This window comes from Polynucleobacter sphagniphilus, from assembly GCF_029892205.1.
GTDB lineage: Bacteria > Pseudomonadota > Gammaproteobacteria > Burkholderiales > Burkholderiaceae > Polynucleobacter > Polynucleobacter sphagniphilus.
The window spans coordinates 62,362-86,013 of sequence record NZ_JARXVX010000005.1 but is presented as its reverse complement, the minus strand read 5'-3'; the positions used below and the strand labels follow the sequence as shown (position 1 = coordinate 86,013).

At 46.0% G+C, this 23,652-nt stretch carries 18 protein-coding genes and 1 pseudogene; 6 read left to right on the top strand and 13 right to left on the bottom strand.

Features of this window, described 5'->3' with window-relative positions:
* Window positions 1-259: 259 nt before the first annotated feature.
* The 3 genes from M2125_RS09910 to M2125_RS09900 all read left to right on the top strand — a co-directional run bounded on the left by M2125_RS09910 (window position 260) and on the right by M2125_RS09900 (window position 2,086).
* Window positions 260-790 (top strand): hypothetical protein, encoded by a 531-nt coding sequence (locus tag M2125_RS09910; RefSeq protein WP_280741457.1) that lies wholly within the window; start codon window positions 260-262, stop codon window positions 788-790.
* Between the two features lie 229 nt (window positions 791-1,019).
* A complete protein-coding gene (locus tag M2125_RS09905; protein ID WP_280741456.1) occupies window positions 1,020-1,499 on the top strand; it encodes a helix-turn-helix domain-containing protein in 480 nt (159 codons plus the stop codon).
* 2 nt (window positions 1,500-1,501) lie between these two features.
* Window positions 1,502-2,086, top strand: a complete 585-nt coding sequence (locus M2125_RS09900; protein WP_280741455.1) for a PIN domain-containing protein — start codon at window positions 1,502-1,504, stop codon at window positions 2,084-2,086.
* A 144-nt stretch (window positions 2,087-2,230) separates the two neighbouring features.
* On the opposite strand, the gene M2125_RS09895 is transcribed toward M2125_RS09900, so the two are convergent.
* Window positions 2,231-3,034: a hypothetical protein gene (locus M2125_RS09895; protein ID WP_280741454.1), complete on the bottom strand. Its 804-nt coding sequence runs from the start codon at window positions 3,032-3,034 to the stop codon at window positions 2,231-2,233.
* Window positions 3,035-3,444: 410 nt separating this feature from the next.
* A complete protein-coding gene (locus M2125_RS09890) occupies window positions 3,445-3,741 on the bottom strand; it encodes a cupin (protein ID WP_277542984.1) in 297 nt (98 codons plus the stop codon).
* 248 nt (window positions 3,742-3,989) lie between these two features.
* On the opposite strand from M2125_RS09890, the gene M2125_RS09885 reads away from it, so the two are divergent.
* A complete protein-coding gene (locus M2125_RS09885) occupies window positions 3,990-5,138 on the top strand; it encodes an HPP family protein (protein ID WP_280742903.1) in 1,149 nt (382 codons plus the stop codon).
* Here M2125_RS09885 and M2125_RS09880 read toward each other — a convergent pair.
* The 7 genes from M2125_RS09880 to def all read right to left on the bottom strand — a co-directional run bounded on the left by M2125_RS09880 (window position 5,114) and on the right by def (window position 13,876).
* Window positions 5,114-7,348 carry an OsmC domain/YcaO domain-containing protein gene (locus M2125_RS09880; RefSeq protein ID WP_280742902.1) on the bottom strand — a complete coding sequence of 745 codons (2,235 nt, stop codon included), beginning with the start codon at window positions 7,346-7,348 and terminating at the stop codon, window positions 5,114-5,116. The two genes, M2125_RS09885 and M2125_RS09880, sit on opposite strands and share 25 nt — an antisense overlap.
* A gap of 98 nt (window positions 7,349-7,446) precedes the next feature.
* Window positions 7,447-8,130 (bottom strand): response regulator, encoded by a 684-nt coding sequence (locus M2125_RS09875; RefSeq protein ID WP_076024489.1) that lies wholly within the window; start codon window positions 8,128-8,130, stop codon window positions 7,447-7,449.
* Window positions 8,131-8,132: 2 nt separating this feature from the next.
* Complete coding sequence (locus M2125_RS09870; protein WP_076024490.1) at window positions 8,133-10,463, bottom strand: sensor histidine kinase; 2,331 nt, start codon at window positions 10,461-10,463, stop codon at window positions 8,133-8,135.
* Window positions 10,460-11,041, bottom strand: a complete 582-nt coding sequence (locus tag M2125_RS09865) for a DUF4390 domain-containing protein (RefSeq protein ID WP_076024491.1) — start codon at window positions 11,039-11,041, stop codon at window positions 10,460-10,462. The genes M2125_RS09870 and M2125_RS09865 overlap by 4 nt, the downstream gene beginning before the upstream one ends.
* Complete coding sequence (rsmB, locus tag M2125_RS09860; RefSeq protein WP_083657585.1) at window positions 11,038-12,354, bottom strand: 16S rRNA (cytosine(967)-C(5))-methyltransferase RsmB; 1,317 nt, start codon at window positions 12,352-12,354, stop codon at window positions 11,038-11,040. The genes M2125_RS09865 and rsmB overlap by 4 nt, the downstream gene beginning before the upstream one ends.
* Complete coding sequence (gene fmt, locus M2125_RS09855; protein WP_076024493.1) at window positions 12,347-13,351, bottom strand: methionyl-tRNA formyltransferase; 1,005 nt, start codon at window positions 13,349-13,351, stop codon at window positions 12,347-12,349. The genes rsmB and fmt overlap by 8 nt, the downstream gene beginning before the upstream one ends.
* A 9-nt stretch (window positions 13,352-13,360) precedes the next feature.
* Window positions 13,361-13,876: a peptide deformylase gene (gene def, locus M2125_RS09850; RefSeq protein ID WP_076024494.1), complete on the bottom strand. Its 516-nt coding sequence runs from the start codon at window positions 13,874-13,876 to the stop codon at window positions 13,361-13,363.
* A 71-nt stretch (window positions 13,877-13,947) separates the two neighbouring features.
* Here def and dprA point away from each other — a divergent pair, with 71 nt between their 5' ends.
* Window positions 13,948-14,595: a DNA-processing protein DprA gene (gene dprA, locus M2125_RS09845; protein ID WP_076024495.1), complete on the top strand. Its 648-nt coding sequence runs from the start codon at window positions 13,948-13,950 to the stop codon at window positions 14,593-14,595.
* A gap of 233 nt (window positions 14,596-14,828) precedes the next feature.
* A complete protein-coding gene (locus M2125_RS09840) occupies window positions 14,829-17,501 on the top strand; it encodes a DNA topoisomerase III (RefSeq protein ID WP_280742901.1) in 2,673 nt (890 codons plus the stop codon).
* Here the strand turns inward: M2125_RS09840 and mnmC1 are convergent.
* The 4 genes and pseudogenes from mnmC1 to yidC form a co-directional block, all read right to left on the bottom strand.
* Window positions 17,474-18,562: pseudogene (gene mnmC1, locus M2125_RS09835) on the bottom strand (FAD-dependent 5-carboxymethylaminomethyl-2-thiouridine(34) oxidoreductase MnmC1); the annotation flags it as partial. The gene M2125_RS09840 and the pseudogene mnmC1 sit on opposite strands and share 28 nt — an antisense overlap.
* 29 nt (window positions 18,563-18,591) lie before the next feature.
* The gene (locus M2125_RS09830) at window positions 18,592-20,457 is read right to left on the bottom strand and encodes a phosphoenolpyruvate carboxykinase (GTP) (RefSeq protein WP_280742900.1); all 1,866 of its coding nucleotides are present in this window, start codon (window positions 20,455-20,457) and stop codon (window positions 18,592-18,594) included.
* 86 nt (window positions 20,458-20,543) lie between these two features.
* On the bottom strand, window positions 20,544-21,920 hold the full coding sequence (gene mnmE, locus M2125_RS09825; protein ID WP_076024675.1) for a tRNA uridine-5-carboxymethylaminomethyl(34) synthesis GTPase MnmE: 1,377 nt from the start codon (window positions 21,918-21,920) through the stop codon (window positions 20,544-20,546).
* Window positions 21,921-21,963: 43 nt separating this feature from the next.
* Complete coding sequence (yidC, locus tag M2125_RS09820) at window positions 21,964-23,640, bottom strand: membrane protein insertase YidC (protein ID WP_280742899.1); 1,677 nt, start codon at window positions 23,638-23,640, stop codon at window positions 21,964-21,966.
* Window positions 23,641-23,652 lie beyond the last annotated feature (12 nt).

Below are 23,652 nucleotides of genomic sequence, written 5' to 3'. Positions count from 1 at the left end.
GATGACAATTTCCGAACTTCGCAAAACATTGCTCGCCCAACTAGGGTCCACACAAAAACTCCCATCAAGGTCCGCGAGTGACCCAGCCATCTTTTCTCACTGGGATCTCCCAGACCAAGGGTCAGCAACAGTTCGCTTTCTGCCCGACGGCAACCCCGATAACCCATTCTTTTGGGTAGAAAGGGCAATGATTAGACTTCCCTTTAACGGCGTTCGGGGGCAAAGTGAATCCAAGCCATTGGTGATTTATGTCCCATGCATGGAAATGTGGAATGAGACTTGCCCCATTCTTGCCGAAGTCAGGGCTTGGCTTAAAGATCCCCAATTAGAGGAAATGGGGCGCAAATATTGGAAAAGGCGCAGCTATCTCTTTCATGGTTTTGTCCGCCAAAGTGATCTATCGGAGCCTGAAAAACCCGCAAATCCCATTCGCCGTTTTGTAGTCAGCCCCCAACTTTTCAACCTAATTCGAGCTGGGCTCCTTAATCCTAATATTGATGAATTACCTACCGATTACGTAAAAGGGCTGGACTTCAAGATAGTTAAAACCCATCTTAACGGCTTTGCCGATTACAACAAAAGTGACTGGATTTATAAGCAATCGGCTTTAAATGAAAAAAGAAAGCAAGCACTCACATCTATTAAAATACCGAATATAGATAGGCATCTTCCAAATAAGCCCAGCCAGCAAGAACAAAAGCTTATTAGGGAAATGTTTGAGGCAAGCATTGACGGAGAAACTTACAACCCAGAAAAGTGGGGCGAATTCTACAAACCAAGAGGCTTCTAATTTGTCGTGTTTCCCGACAATGGCTTCTTTTGGCTACAAACTTAGCAGAGCCGATGATGACAAATCTTCTACTTAAATACCCATTACCCTTCGATTTCTTACAATGTCCAAAACCCACATATGGAATAAAGATATTACAGTTGTTACACTTATTTCACTTAGTGTATTAAACTTTGCATAAGGTTTTCACAGAAAAACCTAAAAGTAAATCTCACGCGAAGGAATCAAAATGTCAGTAACACTCGATAAGAAATTGGAAGAGCCAATGTTGAGTGAAGAAGAATCAGTACTGGTTCGCTCGGCACAACGCTGCATCATGGCTGCACTGGATCACTCAAGAGCAAGCAAAATTGCCCTACTATCGGAGTCCGAAGAAGCGATTGATAAAGATACCCCCGTTCTTGAGTTACCCCCAAAAGTGCTGCGTTTTATGGCGAGAACCTTGGGCGCCATGGCAGAAGGCAAAACCATTCTTTTAATGCCCAAAGGGCAAGAACTTACCACGGTACAAGCCGCCCATTTTCTTAATGTATCCAGGCCTTTTCTATCCAAACTATTAAAAGAAGGAAAGATCCCCTTTAGGATGGTCGGATCGCACAGGCGAGTCACCCACGAGGATCTTGTAAGTTTCAAAACCTACATGCGGGAAGCCCAAGATCAAGCCATGCAAGACCTGATAGACCAATCTCAAGAATTGGGTATTGATTAAACATGGCTGGGACAGCAAGATATACGGCCATTTGGGATGCATGTGCAATGTATCCCATTAACGTCACTAATGTACTGGCCCAGCTTGCCATTGAAGGTCTTTATACAGCCAAGTGGACAAAGAAAATTGATGAAGAATGGGTTAGAGCAATTCTCAAGACACATTCAAACTTTACTCAAGAGCAGGCAAATAAGAGACTGGCTGCACTTCACGATGCAATTCCCGACTGGGAGGTGGATGAGGATCAGTATCTAGGTTTAATAGATGCCCTTAATCTTCCAGACCCCAATGATCGCCATGTCCTGGCAGCCGCAATTGCTGGGCATGCAGACTGCATTGTGACCTTTAATACCAAGGACTTTCCAACAGAAGAAATGGAAAAGCGCGGGATTGAGGTTTTACACCCGGATGATTTTATTTCCCTGCAATTAACCTTAGAGCCAGTGCCAGCCTTAACAGCAATTAAACATATCCGAGCTAGACTAAAGAACCCACCCAAAACTGCGCAAGAATACATTGAGCTATTAGAGCGAGTGGGGTTAGTTAGTACAGCCGAAAAACTTAAAGACGCCATTGAGCTAATCTGATCCTATCGGTTGGGCTTCCCGAAAAATGAAGTTAAGACAATAACAAATCCTCTTTCGGTAGGGGTCTAGTTACTAGACGCCTCTTAAAATTGTTCCATTTAGAACAGACAATTAACCATCCTCTATCCATCCGACCCCGTAGAATCAGCCCTGTTCGCCCTGAAGAATTTCAAACGGCTGATAGTCTGCTCCAAGATCTTTAAATATCTTTGCCAGCAAGTTTTCTAGGTATTTAGGCATCCTACTTCCCAGAATAACCAAGCCAAAAGACTCTCCAAATTTTGCCTGTATAAGAATCAAATTTTGATCATCTGAAATTGAAAATTTATATTCAAATTGATTATTTAAAACTACATTGGCACGACTTACTTTGGGCGATTTTCCATTGATATGGTTGAGCAATTCAAACACCTTATAGCCGCCATCCCTAATGACATTCGCATTGGTAAACCAATTTAGAACCAAACAATCGTCATTTTTAAGAATGAGGTTCGTCTCTTTATATAGAATCCCTTTAGCAAGCTTCTTTGCAAATACTCTTATTGCAAGCCTTGTTTCATCATTAACATTTAGCACGCCAGCCTCTTGATGTGTTTGCCCAGACTCTGGCTCAATCCCAAGCTGTCGATTGTTGGCTCTTGCCTCTATGGCCGAAGGTAAAAAGGTTTTGTAGAAGTCGGGTCTTTGACGATTTAAATTCATCATCATGCCTTTTAATTTTCCATCTGAATCGCCAAACTTGGGCGACCCCATCCTAACAATTACAGCAACGATCAAATCTTCATCAGAAGAATAGTTATTACATTTGGCGCATGATGGGAATTCAAATCCTTCGGGAGCTATTCTGCTTTGGAATAAAGCCCTGGGTGGGCAATGCTCAATTGTTGTTGCGTCCGTAGCACCGCCACAAAAAATACATTTTGGATGCGCCTTAATAAATCGTTGCACTTTGCTTTTCCGCTCTCCCATAATCAGACTCTACTACGCGAAATTGGTTTAGCAAAAAGATTTTTTAAAGGGCCAACACGACGCTGTCGATGCCATTTGGGAAATAATCAAAACCGCTGAGAGCCAATAGATTCGGTGCTTGTAGGGCGGTAGGTCGCAACCAGCTTAGACCCAATGTGCAGAACTGTTTTAGTCCTCTATCCTAGCTTTTCAATCCTCTGCTCTACCGACTGAGCTACCAGGCCAAGACTTGGAATTATAAATGAAAGTGTTCGTCAGCTTGGGAAAAGTGGAAAACTGTCCTTACTCTCGAAAAAATGCCTTAAATCCTTGATTCGCGGGGATGGCAAACCCTACTGCACGATAGTTGGTGGAGATGTAGCAATCCTCTTTTGATAGGAGTCTAATTACTAGACGCTCAGTTCTTCTTGGTTCAAAAGAGATTTTCTACTGGCAAGGTATTTGACACCTTTGGCTCCATAGTTTTCAGTATGGATTTGATTTGGCAACAGATGAAATACATCGCCCGCTAAGAAAGTGCTTTTTATGCCGCCGATGATGATGTCAATTTGACCCTCAATTATCAGGGCTTGAACTTCGTATGGGTGTGAATGTAAATCCAAAAAACCACCTACTTCACGCTCCACTAAAACCGGCTCGGGAAACCCCTCTTTTGTTAACTTCTCTATAAATACTTCTTGCTTCATTTATTTGGTAACCATCATTTATCAATCTTCATTGTAGTTACATTGCTGCTTTGCAAAAATGATCTAGGTCACACTACACCATCGTAATTCCCTTGATGCTTAATTGTCGTGCTTCCCAACAAATGGGGAGCAGACAATATGCGATCCTCTATCTATCGTGACCAGGCAAATCAGATTGAGCGGTCCAATACAATTGAGGCGCGATAACCTTGCTTACCGAGGTCACTATTAATTATTCAAGGAATGTCATGAATTTGAAGAAGTTTTTTGAACCCTTAAATATATTAAATAGCACTCCCGTGCCTTGGTCTGAGCATTGGAGGTCCGCAATTGGGGGGCTCTTAGGGGGCGGTCTGGTTGCATTTCTAGCGAAATTTATTGGGGACTTCGTTCAGATAAACGAATGGGCCATGGCATCCCTAGGTGCAAGCGCTCTTTTAATATTCGTATTGCCCTCAAGCCCAATGGCCCAACCTAAAGCAGTTATTGGCGGAAACATCATTTCAGCATTAGTAGGAATTTCGTGTGCCATTTTTATTCAAGACCCAAGAATTGGTGTGCCGGTTGCTATTGGAGTGTCTATATTTGCCATGCTTTTCTTTAACTGCCTTCATGCGCCAGCAGCTGCTACAGCCTTAAGCGCAGTTCTTGGTCATATTATTAGTTATCGCTTTGCACTGTTCCCGGTATTAATAGACTCGGTACTACTGGTATTAGCGGGCATTATTTACAATAGGGCAACAGGCAAATCCTATCCACACATACCGCAAGCTCATAGCCCCCAAGCAAAACCTAAAAATACCAGCCAAGATGACTCCTCTGAACTCAACTCGGTATTAGCCCAATACAAAGAATTTTTTGATATCAATACAGATGATCTCACCAATATCATCAAGCAAGTAGAGCTGCGCGCATACGAGCAGAAATTAAAGTCGATCACCTGCTCAAAGATTATGAGCGCCCCTGCAATTACGGTTCAAATGGCAACCCCTCTTGAGAAGGCCTGGATTTTGCTAAGAAAAAATCACATAAAAGCGTTGCCAGTAGTAGATAAAAATTCTAGGGTGATTGGCATCATTACTCTAGAAGATTTTCTACAATATGCTGCAGTAGACTTTGATCAGACATTTGGCCAAAGAATTAAAGGTTTTATGCGACAAGGCCTCACTCGATCCTCGGCTAAATTAATGGACGCCTACCCCAATGCAGTAGGTCAAGTGATGCGAAAGCCTGTAAGAGTCATAAGCTCCAATCGCAATGCATTAGATTTAGTCGATATCTTCGAAGGTCACGGCCACCATCACCTGCCCGTTATCGATCAAAACCAAACTTTGGTTGGAATTCTCACTCAATCAGACTTTGTAAGAGCAATTCATAGCTCCCTACAATCGACCTGATGATTGGACCCTTGAGAAGGTGGCACTTTGGCCCGAGCAGCATGCAATTTTCTATAGCTATCGATCAATCGGTGATGTCGCTCTAGACCTTCCAACTTCATGCTAGTTGGCGTCAAACCATAAAAACGGATAGTGCCCTCCACAGATCCGATGACCGCATCCATTCTGGAATCACCAAACATTCGACGGAAGTTGGCTTCGTAATCCCCGATAGCCAAGTCCTCATTGAGTAGCGTCTCTAGCACTACATCCAAGGCTTGATAAAACAATCTGCGTTCAACGGTGTTGTCGTTGTATTGCAAGAAGGCGCCCACCAATTCGTGAGCCTCCTCAAATTGCTTTAAAGCAAGATGAATAAGCAACTTCAACTCCAGCACTGTTAGCTGACCCCAAACTGTATTTTCGTCAAATTCAATACCGATCAACGAAGCAATATCACCGTACTCATCAAGCTCGTTATTTTCTAAGCGCTCAAGCAATGCAGCGAGGGCTTTATTGTCCAGACGATGTAAATTCAAAATATCAGCACGAAATAAGAGGGCTTTATTGGTGTTATCCCAGATCAAATCTTCTATTGGATACACTTCGGAATAGCCCGGTACCAAGATACGACAGGCAATTGCACCTAGCTGATCGTATACCGCCACGTATGCTTCTTTGCCAAGAGACTCAAGAATGCCATACAAGGTGGCTGCCTCATCCACATTCGAGTTTGTGCCTTGGCCAGAAAAGTCCCACTCAACAAAATCATAGTCTGACTTACTGCTAAAAAAACGCCACGACACAATGCCACTTGAATCAATAAAGTGTTCAACAAAATTATTGGGCTCGGTCACCGCCTCACTTGCAAAAGTGGGTGGAGACAAATCATTTAGACCTTCCAAACTACGGCCTTGCAGCAGTTCTGTCAAACTGCGTTCAAGCGCCACCTCTAAACTGGGATGCGCTCCGAATGAGGCAAACACGCCACCGGTTCGGGGGTTCATCAAGGTGACGCACATCACTGGGTACACGCCCCCCAAGGAAGCATCCTTAACTAGCACTGGGAAACCCTGCTCTTCTAGAGCACGAATACCCGCCAGAATATCGGGATACTTTTCTAGCACTTCTTGAGGTACATCTGGCAGGGCAATTTCGCCTTCCAGAATTTCTCTTTTAACAGCGCGCTCAAAAATCTCCGACAAACATTGCACCTGTGCTTCAGCAAGGGTATTGCCAGCACTCATGCCGTTGCTACCATAGAGATTTTCAATCAGATTAGATGGGAAATAGATAATTTCACCATCAGACTGCCGCTCATATGGTAATGAGCAAATCCCTCGCTCTACATTCCCCGAGTTAGTGTCAACGAGATGTGACGCTCTTAGCTCACCATCAGGGTTATAAATTTGCAGGGAGTAAGCATCCAGAATTTCAGCGGGTAGCGCATCCTTGGGTCCGGACTGAAACCAGCGCTCATTTGGGTAGTGGACAAAGCTTGCCTTAGCCAGGTCTTCACCCCAAAATACGCCGGCATAAAAATGGTTATTGCTTAAGCGCTCGATATACTCACCCAGGGCTGAAGCAAGTGCGCTTTCTTTGGTCGCACCTTTGCCATTGGTAAAGCACATTGGTGAATGCGCATCACGAATATGCAAAGACCACACATTAGGAATAATGTTGCGCCATGAGGCGATTTCAATCTTGATTCCTAAATTGGCCAAGATGCCAGACATATTGGCGATGGTTTGCTCCAGCGGCAGATCCTTGCCAGCAATATAGGTGCTGCTCTTAGGATCTGGCTTCAACGACAATAAAGTCTGTGCATACGCATCAAGATTTTCCACCTCCTCAATGACAAACTGCGGCCCAGCTTGAACTACTTTTTTAACTGTACAACGCTCAATCGATCGCAATATACCCTGGCGATCTATAGCAGAAATATCCTCAGGCAACTCAACTTGGATCTTGAGAATCTGTTGGTAGCGATTATCCGGATCAACAATATTATTTTGTGAGAGTCGGATATTTTCCGTAGAGATATTGCGCGTATTGCAATACAGCTTCACAAAATACGCCGCACATAAAGCGGAAGAAGCTAAGAAGTAATCAAAAGGGCCTGGGGCAGAACCATCACCCTTATAGCGAATAGATTGGTCGGCAATGACTGTGAAGTCATCAAACTTCGCTTCAAGACGCAGCTTATCGAGAAAGTTGACCTTAATTTCCATGGGGATAATTCCAAAATGGTGTGGCCGCCATTATCCATCGGAAAGCCAAGAGCAGGTGATCCAAACTCAGGGCTAGCTGCCAATATGAGTGTTAAAGGCTAACTCTCGCTTTTGTTGCGCGAGGTATCAATCCCAAGGGCTTTGAGCTTGCGATAGAGATGGGTGCGCTCTAGGCCGGTGTACTCAGATATTTTTGTCATGCTACCGCCCATGATGAGCATCTGATGCTCAAAGTAAGCCTTTTCAAATAAATCCCTAGCCTCTCTGAGGGGGAGGTCAAAATAGGTTTTAGCAATTCCACTGATATATTCACCCTCTGGCGGCAATAGCGCCGACTCCACCACTGCCGTCTTTGGAACAGAAGTACTTGCGGGTGTACCTTGCGAAATCTTTCCCTCTTCAGGCTCAACAAATTTTGGCGAGCTTTCGAGAGCCTTGCTAACGGTCTTTAATAGCTTTTGCAAAGCAATTGGCTTTTCGAGAAAGTTAAGGGCACCAATGCGAGTTGCCTCAACCGCGGTATCGATAGTGGCGTGTCCCGACATCATGACTACTGGCATCGTCAACTGACCGGTCTTTGACCACTCCTTTAATAGCGTAATGCCATCGGTCTCCGGCATCCAGATATCAAGCAAGACCAAATCGGGGCGCATCTGCTCACGAATTTTTCGCGCTTGTGCTGCACTTTCCGCCGCATAAATAGTATGGCCCTCATCCGTCAAAATCTCATTTAAGAGCTCACGGATGCCCATCTCATCGTCGACCACCAAAATACTAGCCATTCTTATGCCGCCTCTTTAGCGAGATTCATAAACAATATTGATACCTGCGCACCAACCACTAACTCTCCCTGCATACGATTACGAATTTCTATTTTGGCACCATGATCATCAATAATTTTTTTAACTACAGCCAAACCTAGTCCCGTGCCTTTAGTTTTTGTTGTTACATACGGCTCAAATGCTCTGACTAATATCTTAGCTGGAAATCCGGAGCCTGAGTCACTTATTGTCAGTCGTACCGCATGTTGCACAACCCCCTCGGTCTCGCCATAGGGCACTAGTTTTGTTTTTACTTCCACTGGTGCATTCTGGTTTGGGCCCTCTAAGGTCGCGTCTTGTGCATTCTGTAACAAATTGTGGATGACCTGTCTTAACTGAGTTGTATCGCCCATAATATCTGGACAACTCATGTCTAAATCTATTTTGATCGGACTGCCTTCATATAGCCCCAAGATTTCAGTGGTTAAAGTATTGATCGACACTGGTTTTAACTGGGGCGCTGGTGTCTTTGCAAAATCCCTAAAGTCATTGACCATCTCTTTCATCGCTTGAACTTGACGAATAATAGTTTGCGTACTGCGATTCATCATTTCTTCCTGCTCGGGATTTAATTTTCCTGCCAGCTTATGCTGCAAACGCTCTGCAGAAAGCTGGATTGGAGTCAAAGGATTTTTGATCTCGTGTGCCAAACGCCTTGCAACCTCGCTCCAGGCAATTGAGCGCTGGGCACTAACCACATCAGTAATGTCATCAAAGACCACCATACGTAAGTCTTGAGCAAGCTCTGTACCACGCACAAAGAGGGTTACCCCTAGCTCATTCTCAAACTCATTGGTTGTGTGTAATTGAATTTGCTTTTGCCATACAGGCGCATCTTGCTGCTCACTCTTCAGCCGCTCTTTTGAGTCGCCCTCTGTGCCACTGGCAACCGCTAGTTTCATCGTTGCAAAGCCATCTTTAATCGCCTGCTCAAACTCCAGTAATGCAGGGATCTCACTCAGAGGCCTGCCATCAAGTTGAGTTAGGTCTTTAGCAAAAATACGATCTGCTCCAGCGTTACTTGAGACAACATTGAAGTTTTTATCAAAAATGCAAACCCCGGCAGTTAAATTTCCCAGTACCGTCTCTAAAAAGGTTTTTGATTCCTGCAATGAATTACGCGTATCCGAAAGCTGCCTGGTCATCACATTAAACTGGCGAGTGAGCATACCTAACTCATCGCCAGTATCTAATTCTGGCTTGGGCGATAAATCTCCCTGTGCCACTGCTTGCGTTCCCCTGAGCAACATTAGTAGAGGCCTAGCTAGCTGGCGACCAAGCAGTAGGGCCAGAGTAACCGCAACAAATAAGGAAAAAAATAAAGTTAAGGTCAGGGTACCAGCAAACATTTTGCGCAACCCGGCGCGCCCCAAGGCTTTTTCTTGATAGTCGCTATAAGCAGCCTGTACCGCCATCGTATTTTTAGTAATGCCCTCTGGCATTACTTTTATCAACTGCAAATACCAAAGCTCTTTTTGGTATTGAGGGTTTAGTCCAAAACCATGTCCGCTGGCGCGCTGCTCTTTTGTAAGTGGAATGATTGCACGCAAGCGGTAGGCCTGTGGTTGGCTTGAAGTTTGTGGTTCATCAATCAACCCTGCGCCTTTTAATTTAGATGCTTGATTCATCAGGTCTGCTGACGGCGGGCTTGAGGGTGTTTGCAATGCCGCTGAGGCTGCAGTAGCAACTACCACTTGTTGACCATTGAAGATCGTAATTTCTTGCAGGCCAAACTGATCGCGCAGACGAGACAACAAGAGCGTTAGTTCCGCTGGGCTTGCTTGATTTGGTGAGCTTTGAATTTGATCAGCAACTATTCGTCCCTCGTCTTGCAACTCTTGAAGCGAACCACTTAAGGTTGCGCGCCCCAATTCCAGCCCAGCCTCTAGGGCAGATTCGACCTTCACATCAAACCAAGTTTCAATACTACGTGATACAAACTGCATGGATACGCCGTAAAGAATGAGGCCCGGCACAACACCCACTAAAGCAAAAATCATTGCCAACTTCGCAATCAGCCTTGTGCCAAATCGCCCCTGATACCAACGAATTGCGATGACTACCACCAGAGTTAGAATCACCAAAGTGAGGCCAATGCCGATCACTACGTTGGCTGCATAAAGCCAAATAAAATAGTTATCAAAAAACTCGGTATTCGATGAGGCCACCAAAAGCATTACCAACAATAGCAATGCGAACACGCCGATAACACCAGCCGCGATCGGAAGAAATCGCCTTCTAAGCGCGACCTTATCGAGAAAGTTCAAATTAATGAGGTCTGACAATATTGTCATCGCGCAAATATATTAGGGCTGTTAAAGGAGAATGGGAAGCGCACCCAGTCACTCGAAACATTCCAGTCGCGATTATTTAATGCATTGACCTGAAATGGTTTTGGCAGCTTGCTTAAATCTAAAGTCATACGCAATCCCGCGCTATAGGATTTACCTTGGTCTACTTGCGAGCTATCAAAAACGTGCCAGCCGCCAATACTGCCTACGGCTTGCAATGCTTCTGGCATTGTTTTTGCAGTAAAGGTAAAGCCATCAGATGCAATACGATATTGCTGAGTCAGTGGCTGATAAGAAAGGCGGGTTTGCCTTTGAGCAACCGCAGCCTTCTCCTCAAACCAATACCAACGGCCCCGAGTTAATTCAAATTCAGTTTGAAAATATAAAACTACGCCTTTTTGTACCGCCTCTTCAAGGCCGGGGGCTAATTCAATTTTAAATGCCGCATTTAACAACCATTCATTATCCGAGCGCTCAATCTCAGCAGATTTGATTTTGATGCCCTCTGCCCTAGCAGTGACCGAGACAAAACTCAGCGCCACCAGGCAACAAAAGATAAATTGTTTAATGCGTTGGCTCATGAACCATTTTTCTTAAACAAGGCATAGTAAAAGCCATCATTGGCTTCTGTGGGCAAAATCTGCCCCGGCGAACTTAATCGTACCGCATTGGCATGCTCGGTCGCAAACCATTGCGCCTGATCTTCGCCCTCTTCAGGAAAAACTGAGCAAGTTACATATAAAAGCAGGCCCTCTGGCTTTAGCATCTTCCATGCTTGAGCCATAATTTCACGCTGCTTATGCTGCAAAGTCCGAATATCGGCCTCACGCCTTAAAAAAGGAATATCGGGGTGGCGAGAAACAATGCCTGAGGCAGAGCAAGGCGCATCAAGTAAGATTTTGTCAAAAAGCTGGCCATCCCACCAAGCTGCTTTTGATGCATCACCCCGCACCACACGCACATGCTCCGAACTTAAGCGCAGGCGATCTAGGTTTCCAGTAATTTTCCCCAGGCGCCCCCCATCGAGCTCAAGGGACAGCATTTCACAATCTGCGAGCTCCAACAAATGTGCCGTTTTTCCACCTGGGGCAGCACATGCGTCCAATATCTTCTCACCTGGCTGCGGGTTTAACAGGGTTGCTGCCACCTGCGCACCGCTATCCTGCACTGAAACAGCCCCACTATAAAAACCTGGCAAGTCAATCACTGGCACCGGATCTCTTAAGAGTAAAGCGGAGTTTAGTTTGACTCCAGCCACCTCTTCAATAGGGGTAGCAGCAATATTGGCCTCATTTAATAATTCTTGATACTGGTCTCGCGTGTATTGACGTGTATTCACACGCACAATTAATGATGCACGTTGGGCCTGTGCGATTTGCAATCCTTGCCACGACTTTGGATAGTTGCGCTTTAGATTGGCACGCCACCAGGGCGGGAAAAACATTGGGATCGGATCGGGTGGGTAACGCACCTCTCCTTCGGGTGGGTTGACAATGAGGCTAACCTTTCGGAGCACCGCATTTACTAAACCCTTGGCATACAAGGTCTTGTCATACTGCTCGCAAGCCTGCACTGCTTGATCAACGATAGTGTGTGCTGCATACCCCTTGCCATCTGAGGTTCCCTGTAAAAATAGCGCAATGGCAACACTCAAAAGATGATCCACTTCAACCGGGGGTGGTTTTGGGATAAATTGCTTGATCAGCTCATGTGAACGAACCCATTTTCGCAAAGCATCAAATGTCAGGCTTTGCACAATCGGGCGCTCATGAGGCTCAAGCTGATCGAGCACCTCAGTAAGAGAGCGGCCACTCATCACCTCTCCAACGGCCTGTGCCGAAATAGTAATGGCCTCTGAAAGTGGCAGGCTACGTAATGTTTTGTGATCAGTCAACCGATTCCCTTTGGAAATGCACTGCATTGTGTTGCGCCATGATGAGCTGCAAAATTGCACTGGCTGGCATGCGCTTGCCGCCTGGTCTTTGCATCTCAAGTATTTCAATTACGTCTTTGCCGCACTGTATATAAACACCCTCATCATGCACACCCAATACTTGACCTGGCTGCCCCACAGGAAATGACCGCTCCTGGCTAGCAACGCGAGAATTCCAGAACTTGAACGTTACACCCACAGCCGAGCTGTTGGCCCCAGGAAAAGGATTGAAGGCCCGAATTCGATAATCAATTTCTGCAGCACTCAAACTCCAGTCAATATCCGCTTCGTTCTTGAGTATTTTTTCTGCATAGGTCACACCATCGCTCAATTGGGCTGTTGTGTGCAATGGGCCACGCGACTCAAGTAAGCGCAATGTTTCATTAATTAATTCTGCGCCCAAGCTTGCAAGACGGTCATGCAGGGTGGCGCTTGTTTCATGATTTGCAATCTCAATTTCACGGACCAACACGGTATCGCCCGTATCTAGGCCCGCATCCATTTTCATAATGCTGACACCCGTTTTTAGATCGCCCGCTTCTATTGCCCTTTGAATTGGGGCCGCTCCACGCCAGCGAGGTAAAAGTGAGGCGTGGATATTAAAACAACCCAATCGCGGTGGCGCCTCTGCAAGATCAAGAATTTCCTGAGGAAGAATCAACCCATACGCAACTACCACCATTACATCAAAATCGGTATGGGCTAGTTGAGCATAAGCAGCCTGAGCTTCGAGTTGCTTGCTTGAATCAGTGCTATTGCGCTTAAGCGACTCTGGCTGCAAAACAGGAATATTTTTTTCTAGTGCAAATTCTTTAACGGGACTGGCTTGCAAATGCATGCCTCGGCCCGCACGCCGATCCGGCTGTGTCAGCGCCAAAACAATTTGATGTCCGGCAGCATCGATAGCGCGCATGGCTTGTGCTGCAAATTCTGGGGTACCAGCAAAAACAATTTTCATGAGGTGCGCTTAGCGCTGACCCGCCAACTCTTTGGCGCGTTTTTTCATTTTGAGTGAAATGCGATTTCGCTTCAAAATGGAGAGGTACTCAACAAAGACTTTGCCCTGTAAGTGATCCATTTCGTGTTGCAAACAAACTGATAAAAGGCCATCGGCCTCTATTTCAAACTCCTTGCCATTGATATCAAGTGCTTTCACTCGAATATGGTCCGGTCTTTCAACTTCATCATAGTATTCGGGCACAGAGAGGCAGCCCTCACGCCACGCCTTCTTTTCTGGGCTGGCCCAAACGAGCTCTGGGTTAATGAATACCATGAGCTCGTTTTGGTTTTCTGAAACATCAATCACCACAATCCGCTCATGAATATCTACTTGCGTGGCCGCAAGACCAACTCCAGGGGCGTCATACATTGTGTCCGCCATATCGGCAACAATTTTCTTTATGCGCGCGTCTACCTGGGTGACCGGTTTGGCAACCTTATGCAAGCGCGGATCGGGATAACAAAGGACTGGTAATAGAGCCATGTAGGAATTATCCAACAGAGTAATCAGTCTGTCCCAATTGCTGAAAATAAACCTGCACTCAAAATAAGCTGATGCAAACCCTCTCTCCAGCACATCCCCACTATCCAAAGAGATTTCATGATCTTTACGACCCCCCAAAACTCCTCTATATAGATGGGGATCAAACACTCCTAGCGCGCCCCATGATTGCGATTGTGGGGGCAAGAATGGCCACACCAACTGGAATGCATCACGCCAGGGTCTTTGCGCAAACCCTTTCAAAGGCTGGGTTCCTAGTGATTTCAGGTTTGGCGCGCGGTATTGATGGGGCCGCCCATCGCGCCTGTCTTGAGTTAGGCCCTGGATTTTCAACCATTGCAGTCTGTGGAACGGGGTTAGATAGGGTCTACCCTCCAGAACACCTTAATTTAGCTCAATCTATTGCCGCAGAAGGGCTATTAATATCGGAACATCAACCGGGAGTGGGTGCAAAAGCATTTCATTTCCCGCGCCGCAATCGCCTGATTGCTGCGCTAGCACTGGGGGTGGTTGTTATTGAGGGCGCAGAGCGCTCGGGCTCACTGATTACGGCCCGGCTTGCATGTGAGTTGGGGCGAGAGGTCTTTGCTCTCCCTGGCGCCATTCATCACCCCCTCAATGCAGGCTGTAACCGCTTAATTCAGGAGGGGGCAAAGCTAGCAAACTCTCCAAAAGACGTTCTAGAGGAGCTCTTAATTTAGATGAATCCATTTTTAACCAATTAAAAGTCATGTTTTATATGATTAATAAAATGAGTGAGCACTTACTAATAATTTTTTGTTTTTCGTGTAGCAAGGCTATTTTGGACTTTTACTAATTTATCGGTTAATAATAAAAAAGGGTGGATCGCTAGACTAAATCCCAATTTGGTTTAAATTGATCATCCCTTTTCCCCATTAAAAACAGAGTTTCAGGCTCATATTTAGGCAAACGCGTGGCTAAAGCATCTACCAAAAGCAGCTCAAAAACATCAAGTATTGACCACCCCAAGGCGCTCATCATTGCCGAGAAGCCATCGGTTGCTAACGATATTGCAAAGGCACTGGGCGGGTTTACGAAATACGACGATTATTTCGAAAGTGATGATTATGTAATTTCATCTGCCGTTGGCCACCTGCTCGAAATTGGTGCCCCTGAAGAATACGACGTGAAACGTGGCAAATGGTCTTTTGCCAACCTACCCGTAGTGCCTCCTTATTTTGACTTACGCCCCATTGTCAAAACCGAATCTCGCTTAAAAGTGTTGCAAAAGCTAATCAAACGCAAGGACATTGACACCCTAATCAATGCATGCGACGCAGGACGTGAGGGCGAACTCATTTTCCGCCTCATTGCACAGCACGCCAAAGCTCCGCAGCTAGTCAAACGTCTTTGGTTGCAGTCTATGACTCCAAACGCCATTCGGGAAGGGTTTGTATCACTACGTAGCGATGAGGATATGCAGCCGCTGGCCGATGCCGCTCGCTGCCGCTCAGAAGCGGATTGGTTGGTTGGCATTAATGGTACGCGGGCCATGACCGCATTTAATAGCAAAAGCGGAGGCTTCTTTTTAACCACCGTAGGTCGTGTCCAAACACCAACGCTATCCATTGTTGTGGAGCGTGAAGAATTAATTCGCAAGTTTGTTTCCAAAGACTACTGGGAAGTAAAGGCTGAATTTATTGCGGCGGCCGGGGTATACGAAGGCCGTTGGTTTGATCCAAAGTTTAAAAAAGATGTTGCTGCACCAGATGCGCGTGAGAATCGCCTCTGGAGTGAGGCAGCCGCCCAAAGCATTGTGGCGGCATGTCGCGACAAAAAAGCTACCGTCACAGAGGAAGCAAAACCGGCAACGCAACTTGCCCCCCAATTATTTGACTTAACTAGCTTGCAACGCGAGGCGAATGCGCGCTTTGGCTTCTCCGCAAAAAATACATTGGGCTTGGCACAAGCTTTATATGAACGCCATAAAGTACTTACCTACCCTCGTACTGATGCAAAGGCGCTGCCAGAAGATTATTTGGATACCGTCAAACAAACGATGGAAAACCTGGCGAAGCATTCTCAAGAATATCGGCCATTTGCCGAACAAATCTTAGCGGGTGACTCGAAAGATTCAAAAACCAAGTCAGGCACCGGGTGGATTAAGCCAAACAAAAGAGTTTTTGATAACTCCAAAATCTCAGATCACTTTGCAATCATTCCAACATTGGAATCTCCTAAATCATTAAGCGAACCAGAGCAAAAACTGTATGACCTGGTGGTACGTCGCTTCTTGGCAGTGTTTTATCCCGCGGCTGAATTCCGCGTCACCACTCGCATCACCGAAGTATTGGGCCATCACTTCAAAACCGAAGGGCGCGTACTTGTGAATCCTGGTTGGCTAGCCGTCTACGGCAGATCCAACCAAGCGGATGACGAGCTCGTAGCTGTGCAAGAGGAGGAAACCGTTCAAACGGAATCCATCGCTGCAATCCCCTTGAAAACTAAACCCCCGGCACGCTATACAGAGGCTACTTTGCTCTCAGCAATGGAGAGTGCGGGCAAATGGGTGGATGATGATGAGATGCGCGAAGCCATGGCCGAAAAAGGTCTTGGAACCCCAGCTACGAGGGCTGCAATTATTGAGGGCTTACTTGCTGAAAAATATATAGTACGCGAAGCCCGCGAATTAATACCCACAGCAAAAGCATTTCAGCTGATGACCCTATTGAGGGGTTTGGACGTAGAGGAATTAACGCGTCCGGACCTGACTGGTAGCTGGGAAAACAAACTATCCCTTATTGAGCGTGGGCAGATGAAGCGCGACACCTTCATGCAAGAGATTGCCCAAATGACCCAGCGCATTGTCAAACGTGCCAAAGAATATGACAGCGATACCATTCCTGGCGACTATGCAACCCTGTCTACGCCTTGCCCGCATTGCAAAGGCTCAGTCAAGGAAAATTACCGGCGTTTTGCTTGTGAGAAATGCGGCTTTACCATCAGCAAAACACCCGGTGGACGAGCCTTTGAATACCCTGAAGTAGAAGAGCTATTGCGGGAAAAAACGATTGGACCATTGCAGGGATTCCGCAGCAAAATGGGTAGGCCGTTTGCAGCCATCATTAAGTTGTCTGAAATTCCGGAAGATGATGCCGATTATCCAAACGCCGGATTTAAGTTGGAGTTTGACTTTGGTAACACCCAAGGAGATGAAACTGAGGCTGTAGACTTTACTGGACGATTCGCATTGGGTGTATGTCCAAAATGTTCCGGTGCGGTTTATGAAGATGGCATGCGTTACGTCTGTGAAAACAACACCGGACCAAACAAAACCTGTGACTTCAAAACCGGGAAGGTTGTGCTCCAACAAGAAATATCTGCTGAACAAGTTCAAAAGTTACTCAAAGAAGGCAAGACAGACTTGTTAGCCAACTTCAAGTCCAATCGAACGGGTCGAGGATTTAAAGCTTATTTAGCCTTGGGTCCTGATGGAAAAATTGGTTTTGAGTTTGAAGCCAAGGCGCCCAAGGCGGAGGGCGCTGCTAAGGTGCCGGCGAAGAAACGCGCCGGTGCTAGTGCCGCCACCAAATCAGCAGCCAAGCCAAAACGTGCGTCTAAGGCTAAATCATCTTCAAGCACTTGAGCGCAAATCAGCTTGGCCGCTAGAGCCGACCATAAAATGCCCCTCGAACCCAGGGCAGTAGCGAGGAATACCCCTGGGCGCTGAACAAGCCGTCCAATGATAGGCAGTCGATCCCCAGCAACACAACGCACCCCCACAAAGCTGCCTTCCCCCTTTAGATCTGCACAACTGGCCTGCTCATAATCAAGCAAGCGTCTTGCCTGTTCGCGATTAAAGTCATCACTGCTTTGGCGAGCACGCAGATCTTCCTCGCCCTCATCAAAACTAGAGCCCACTACCCAGCGGTAGTCACTACCTTCAAACTCCTGAGCCGGCAAACAATATCCATCGCCCGAAAGAGCGACCTTAGGAAGCCTGTTTGCCCATTCTGATTTTTTTGATACTGAAAAAATACTTAACTGTCCGCGTACTGGCTTTAGTGGAAGCCGAATATCAACGCTTGCCATTAAGGCTTTTGTGCCCATTGCTGCAGCAATAATGACCTTATCCGAGCTCACAATCGATTGCTTATCTTTGTTGAGCAAAGCCCACTTTCCATCAAGCCATTGTAGGCTCTCAACGCCAACACCCCAAAGACACTGAAGATGCTCGTGCGGGGATAATAAGCTTTGCGCAGCTATGCTTAAATCTAAAGATGCACCCCGCGGTAGCCAAACTCCGCTTTGTGAAATGCCGCAAGTTTTCTGAGCCTCTTTTGCGTCCAATGCCAGAGCCATTTGCTCGTCTAGGCCTAAAGAGCGCAAATATTGAGTCATCTCTTCGCGATGAAATGTTTTGCCACTTCTTGTTGGTTGAAATACGCCGTGCTGATTCCAAGTTGCGCCCCAGCGTTCCTCGGCCAATAAAAAAGCGACGCGGGTTAGGCGCAGCAGGCGAGGTGAGCCCCTCCCAATATGAGGGTGGGCTATCGCATAAGGGTGACTTGAGCAGGCAGCTGCGGGACCGGTAGCGCTATCAATCAGACAGACTGATTTTCCCAGTTGCAGTAACTCATTGGTAATGGTTGCGCCTGCAATACCAGCCCCAATCACCACTATTTCATGGTGTTGGGGTTTAGACATGTAATTTAAATATGGGGCGGATTTTAGTATTAGGCGTTTAAGCGCTCTTCAATCTTCACGCGCGTCTCTAAAAGTTCTTTTGGGAGACGGTCGCCAAGATGTTCAAACAATTCGGTATGTAGCTTTAACTCCTCCTGCCAATCTTCTGCGGCAATCGCAATAGCCTTCGAGAATTTTTCAGCAGAGAAATCTAAGCCGCCCCAATGCATGTCAGCATACTCGGGAGAAATTCCAAATGGTGTTTCTACTCCACTTGCCTTGCCCTCGGCACGACCCAAAATCCAAGAGAGTACGCGCATATTTTCTCCAAAACCAGGCCACACAAATTTACCATCTTCGTCTTTACGGAACCAATTAACGCAGTAAATTTTTGGAAGTGTGGCGCCCTCAGCTGATAGCTTTTTACCCATATTGAGCCAGTGCTGGAAATAATCGCTCATGTTGTAACCAGCAAAAGCAATCATTGCAAATGGATCGCGGCGTACAACACCTACCTTGCCAGTAATCGCTGCGGTAGTTTCTGAGCCCATGGTTGCAGCCATGTAAACCCCTTCAATCCAATTACGCGCTTCGCTTACTAGCGGTACGGTAGTCGAGCGTCGCCCACCAAATAAGAAAGCATCAATTGCAACACCCTCGGGATTATCCCAATTGGGATCAACAGCGGGGTTATTTGTTGCAGCTACAGTAAAGCGAGAATTTGGATGGGCTGCCTTGCGTCCAGCAGCACCATCTGCAGGGGTCCAATCTTTTCCTTGCCAGTCAATTAAATGGTCTGGCGGCGTATCGGTTAGGCCTTCCCACCACACATCGCCGTCATCAGTTAAGCCAACGTTCGTAAAGATCACATCTTGATTTAAAGAATCAATACAGTTTTGATTGGTTTGACGATTGGTGCCAGGAGCCACACCAAAATAACCAGATTCTGGATTAATCGCAAATAAACGTGTTTTACCTGTGACAGGGTCTTTGCGAGGCTTGATCCATGCGATGTCATCGCCAATGGTTGTGACTTTCCAACCCTCGAAACCTTTGGGGGGAATCATCATGGAGAAATTGGTTTTTCCGCAAGCAGATGGGAATGCAGCTGCAATATGGTATTTCGTACCCTCAGGTGAAGTGACGCCAAGGATCAACATATGCTCAGCCAACCAACCTTGGTCACGCCCCATATTAGATGCAATCCGCAATGCAAAACATTTCTTGCCCAACAATGCATTACCGCCATAACCCGAACCAAAAGACCAAATCTCTCGTGTCTCTGGATAGTGAACGATATATTTGGTTTTGTTATTTGGCCAGGCCATATCCTTTTGACCGGCCATTAAAGGCACGCCAACTGTGTGTACACAAGGAACAAAATCGCCATCTGCGCCCAATTGATCAATCACTGCTTTTCCCATGCGGGTCATCAACTTCATATTGATAGCAACATAAGGACTATCAGAAAGCTCAACGCCAACGTGTGCAATTGGTGATCCAATTGGCCCCATTGAAAATGGCACTACATACATTGTTCTACCGCGCATTGAACCATCGAAGAGTGGCTGCAGGGTTGCTCGCATTTCACTTGGCTCCACCCAATTGTTGGTTGGGCCAGCATCTTCTTTTTTCGCAGAACAAATAAATGTGCGATCCTCGACTCGAGCTACATCATCTGGATCAGAAAGCGCCAAAAAGGAATTTTTACGTTTAGCTGGATTGAGGCGTTTAAAGACGCCGGCCTTCACCAACTTTTCGCAAAGCATTTCGTATTCTGCCTCGGAGCCATCACACCAATAAATATGATCTGGTTTGGTAAGGGCTGCCGTATCAGCAACCCACCGAATTAATCGTTTATTTTTAACGTAGTCTGGTGCGTTTACATTGACTACTGCCTGATTATTTGTGGTCATCAAGTCCCCCATTCGGTGTTTTTATGGTCTGACGAGTTTAGCATTTTGGGCTTGTTTTTTTGATCAAGCCAATGAGTGCAAACCCTTTATTTACCGATGCAAAACTGGCTGAAAATTTTTCCCAAAAGATCGTCTGGAAGGAGTTTTCCTGTAATTTGACCCAAATGGTCTTGTGCCAAACGCAGCTCTTCGGCAAATAATTCAAGAGAAATGTTGCCATTTGCCGCAAATACTTCTGATTTTTTTAAGTGTTCGGCGGCACGCTCGAGGCAATCTAAATGCCTACGCCTTGCCAAAATCGCGCCCTCCTGAGAGCCGCTCCACCCAATAATTTCTAAAATTTTTCTCTTTAGGCCATCAACACCTTCGCCTGTTTTTGCCGATATAAACAAAGTCTCTTCATGGGCTGTTTTTTTAAGCTCGGGGGCCAATAAATCCGCCTTATTGATGACCTCTAATACAGGGCATTTTGGTGGCAGCTCCTTCAATATTTGTGACTTTAAATCGCCATCAATGAGCTCATCTGTTTGGTTTGAGTTTGGATCTTTCAAAAAGATCACCAAGTCAGCCAAACGAATGGCCTCCCAAGAGCGCTCAATCCCTTTTGATTCAACTAAATCATCGGTTTCGCGCAAGCCCGCGGTATCAATGATGTGCATTGGTATGCCGTCTATATGGATGCTCTCTTTAATACGATCCCTAGTGGTTCCAGCGATAGGGGTAACAATGGCAACTTCTTCTCCAGCAAGTCGATTTAGTAATGAGCTTTTACCAACATTCGGGGCCCCCGCTAAAACCAACTGGACTCCATCTCGCAATAGCTTTCCTTGTTTTGCGTTTTCTCTTAAGGATGACAACTTGGCGCTCACAGCTTGAAGTCGTTGTTTGGCTTGTGCGTTTTCCAAAAACTCGATTTCTTCTTCGGGAAAATCGAGTGTGGATTCCACCAAAATTCTTAATTGAGTAATTTCTTCAATCAAACCATCCACATCAGCAGAGAAGGCGCCCTGTAAAGAACGCGCGGCTCCTCGAACGGCGGCCTCGCTTTGCGCATCAATTAAATCGGCGATGGCTTCCGCTTGAGCCAAATCAATTTTGTCATTCAAGTAAGCGCGCAAGGTGAACTCGCCTGGCTCAGCAATCACAAGGCCCTTATCTTTGCCAAGCTCTAAGCAGCGCTTCATTACCAAAGCTAAAAGGTGGGGGCCGCCGTGACACTGCAACTCCAAAACATCTTCCCCGGTAAATGAAGCGGGGCCTATGAAATAAATTGCAATAAGTTGATCGATAACACTCCCATCGGCATCTCGAAAACTTAATAATTTAGCTTGGCGTGGCTCAAGCGATTTTTGCAGGAGGATAGTTGTGAGCTCGGCCAAGTCTGGCCCGCTAATACGTATCACGCCCACACCACCTTTGCCTGATGCAGTGGCTACAGCAATGATGGGTAACTTTCTAGTCATCATTGCTGTATTCCTCAAGGTGGGCACTTAACTAGCTAGCGCTTTATTTGGCTGGCTTTTTTCCAAACAATTTATTAATTTGCCATTGCTGTGCAATTGATAAAAGGTTGTTGGTTACCCAATATAAAACCAGACCGGCGGGGAAGAAGAAGAACATTACCGAGAAAATAATCGGCATATACATCATCACTTTTGCTTGTACAGGGTCTGGTGGAGTAGGGTTCAACTTGGTTTGTACAAACATGGAGATAGCCATGATGATTGGCAAAATGTAATATGGGTCTGGGACCGATAGATCATGAATCCACAGCACCCAAGGTGCGCCACGCATTTCTACAGACGACAACAATACCCAATATAAAGAGATAAACACCGGAATTTGAATGACCACCGGCAAACATCCTCCCAGTGGATTGATTTTTTCCTTGCGGTACATCTCCATCATCGCTTGATTGAGCTTTTGTGGGTCGCCCTTAAACTGCTCCTTCATCAACGCTAGTCTAGGTTGAACCTCTTTCATGCGTGCCATCGATTTATAGCTTGCAGCCGAAAGTGGGAAGAAAACCAATTTAATCAGAATGGTGAGGAGGATGATGGACCAACCCCAGTTACCAACCAAGTTATGTATTTTTTCTAATAACCAAAAGATTGGTTTTGCCAAAATGGTGAGATATCCATAATCTTTCAACAACTCCAATCCTGGCGCAATCTTTTCTAAAGCACGCTCTTCTTGGGGGCCAATAAACAGCTGAGCCTTTTCAACAACAGTGCTACCTTGTGCAACAGCACCTAAGGGGGTTTGCATGCCCACTCGATAGAGATCGTTGTCAATTTTTCCAGCGTAGATATCTCGTACAAATTTATCACCCGGAATCCATGCGCTAGCAAAGTAATGCTGCACCATAGCAACCCATCCAGATTGACCAGCTGGAATCTGTGAGGGGAATGACGCTTTATTTTTTTCTATGTCTGTAAATTGAATTTTTTTATACTTCTCTCCATCCGTATAGATGGCTGGACCAGTAAAGGTGCTTGCTGAAAACGCTCCACCAAATGGTCCAATTTTTTTCTCTTGCGAGCCGTCGCGAACAATTTCTGTATAAAGAATAATTGGCGTACCGTTAGCATTTGTTTGTGTGATGCGATGACCAACATCAACCACATAGCTACCCGGAGTCAAAATAAATGTTTTTTCTAGCCTCACGCCATTGCGCTCACTCACTAAGGTCATGAATGGGTTTCCAGAACCATCTTTGCCAGAAGCAAGTAACTTGAAGGTACTGTTATGGTTTGGAAGGTCGGCATTGCCAGTTGCAATGAGGCCCGAGCGAGCAAAATATTTGTGGTTAGCGTTGTATTGAAAGAGCTCGACAGGCTCATTGTTCTCTGCAACGAGAGATTTCAAGAGTTTCGCATCGATAACATTTGCGCCATTTGCGCTAATTTGTAAAACCAGCACATCATTTTGCAAGGTAAATCGTTCTGCACTTTCTACAGCAGCAGAGTTGCTTGCTACAACCTGTGCGGGTGCAGATGCGGCACCAGCTTGCATAGGCACATCATTTTTTTCGCTACCAGCTTTTGTTACGGGTGAAGAATTACTGCTTACAGGTGCGCCCCCAAATAACGAAGGCTTGCCCTCATGAATGAGCCAGTTGTTATAAAGCATTAAGCCTGACAGTGCGAATACAGCCCAGAGAATTGTTTTTTTAAAGTCCATTTGCATTCACTT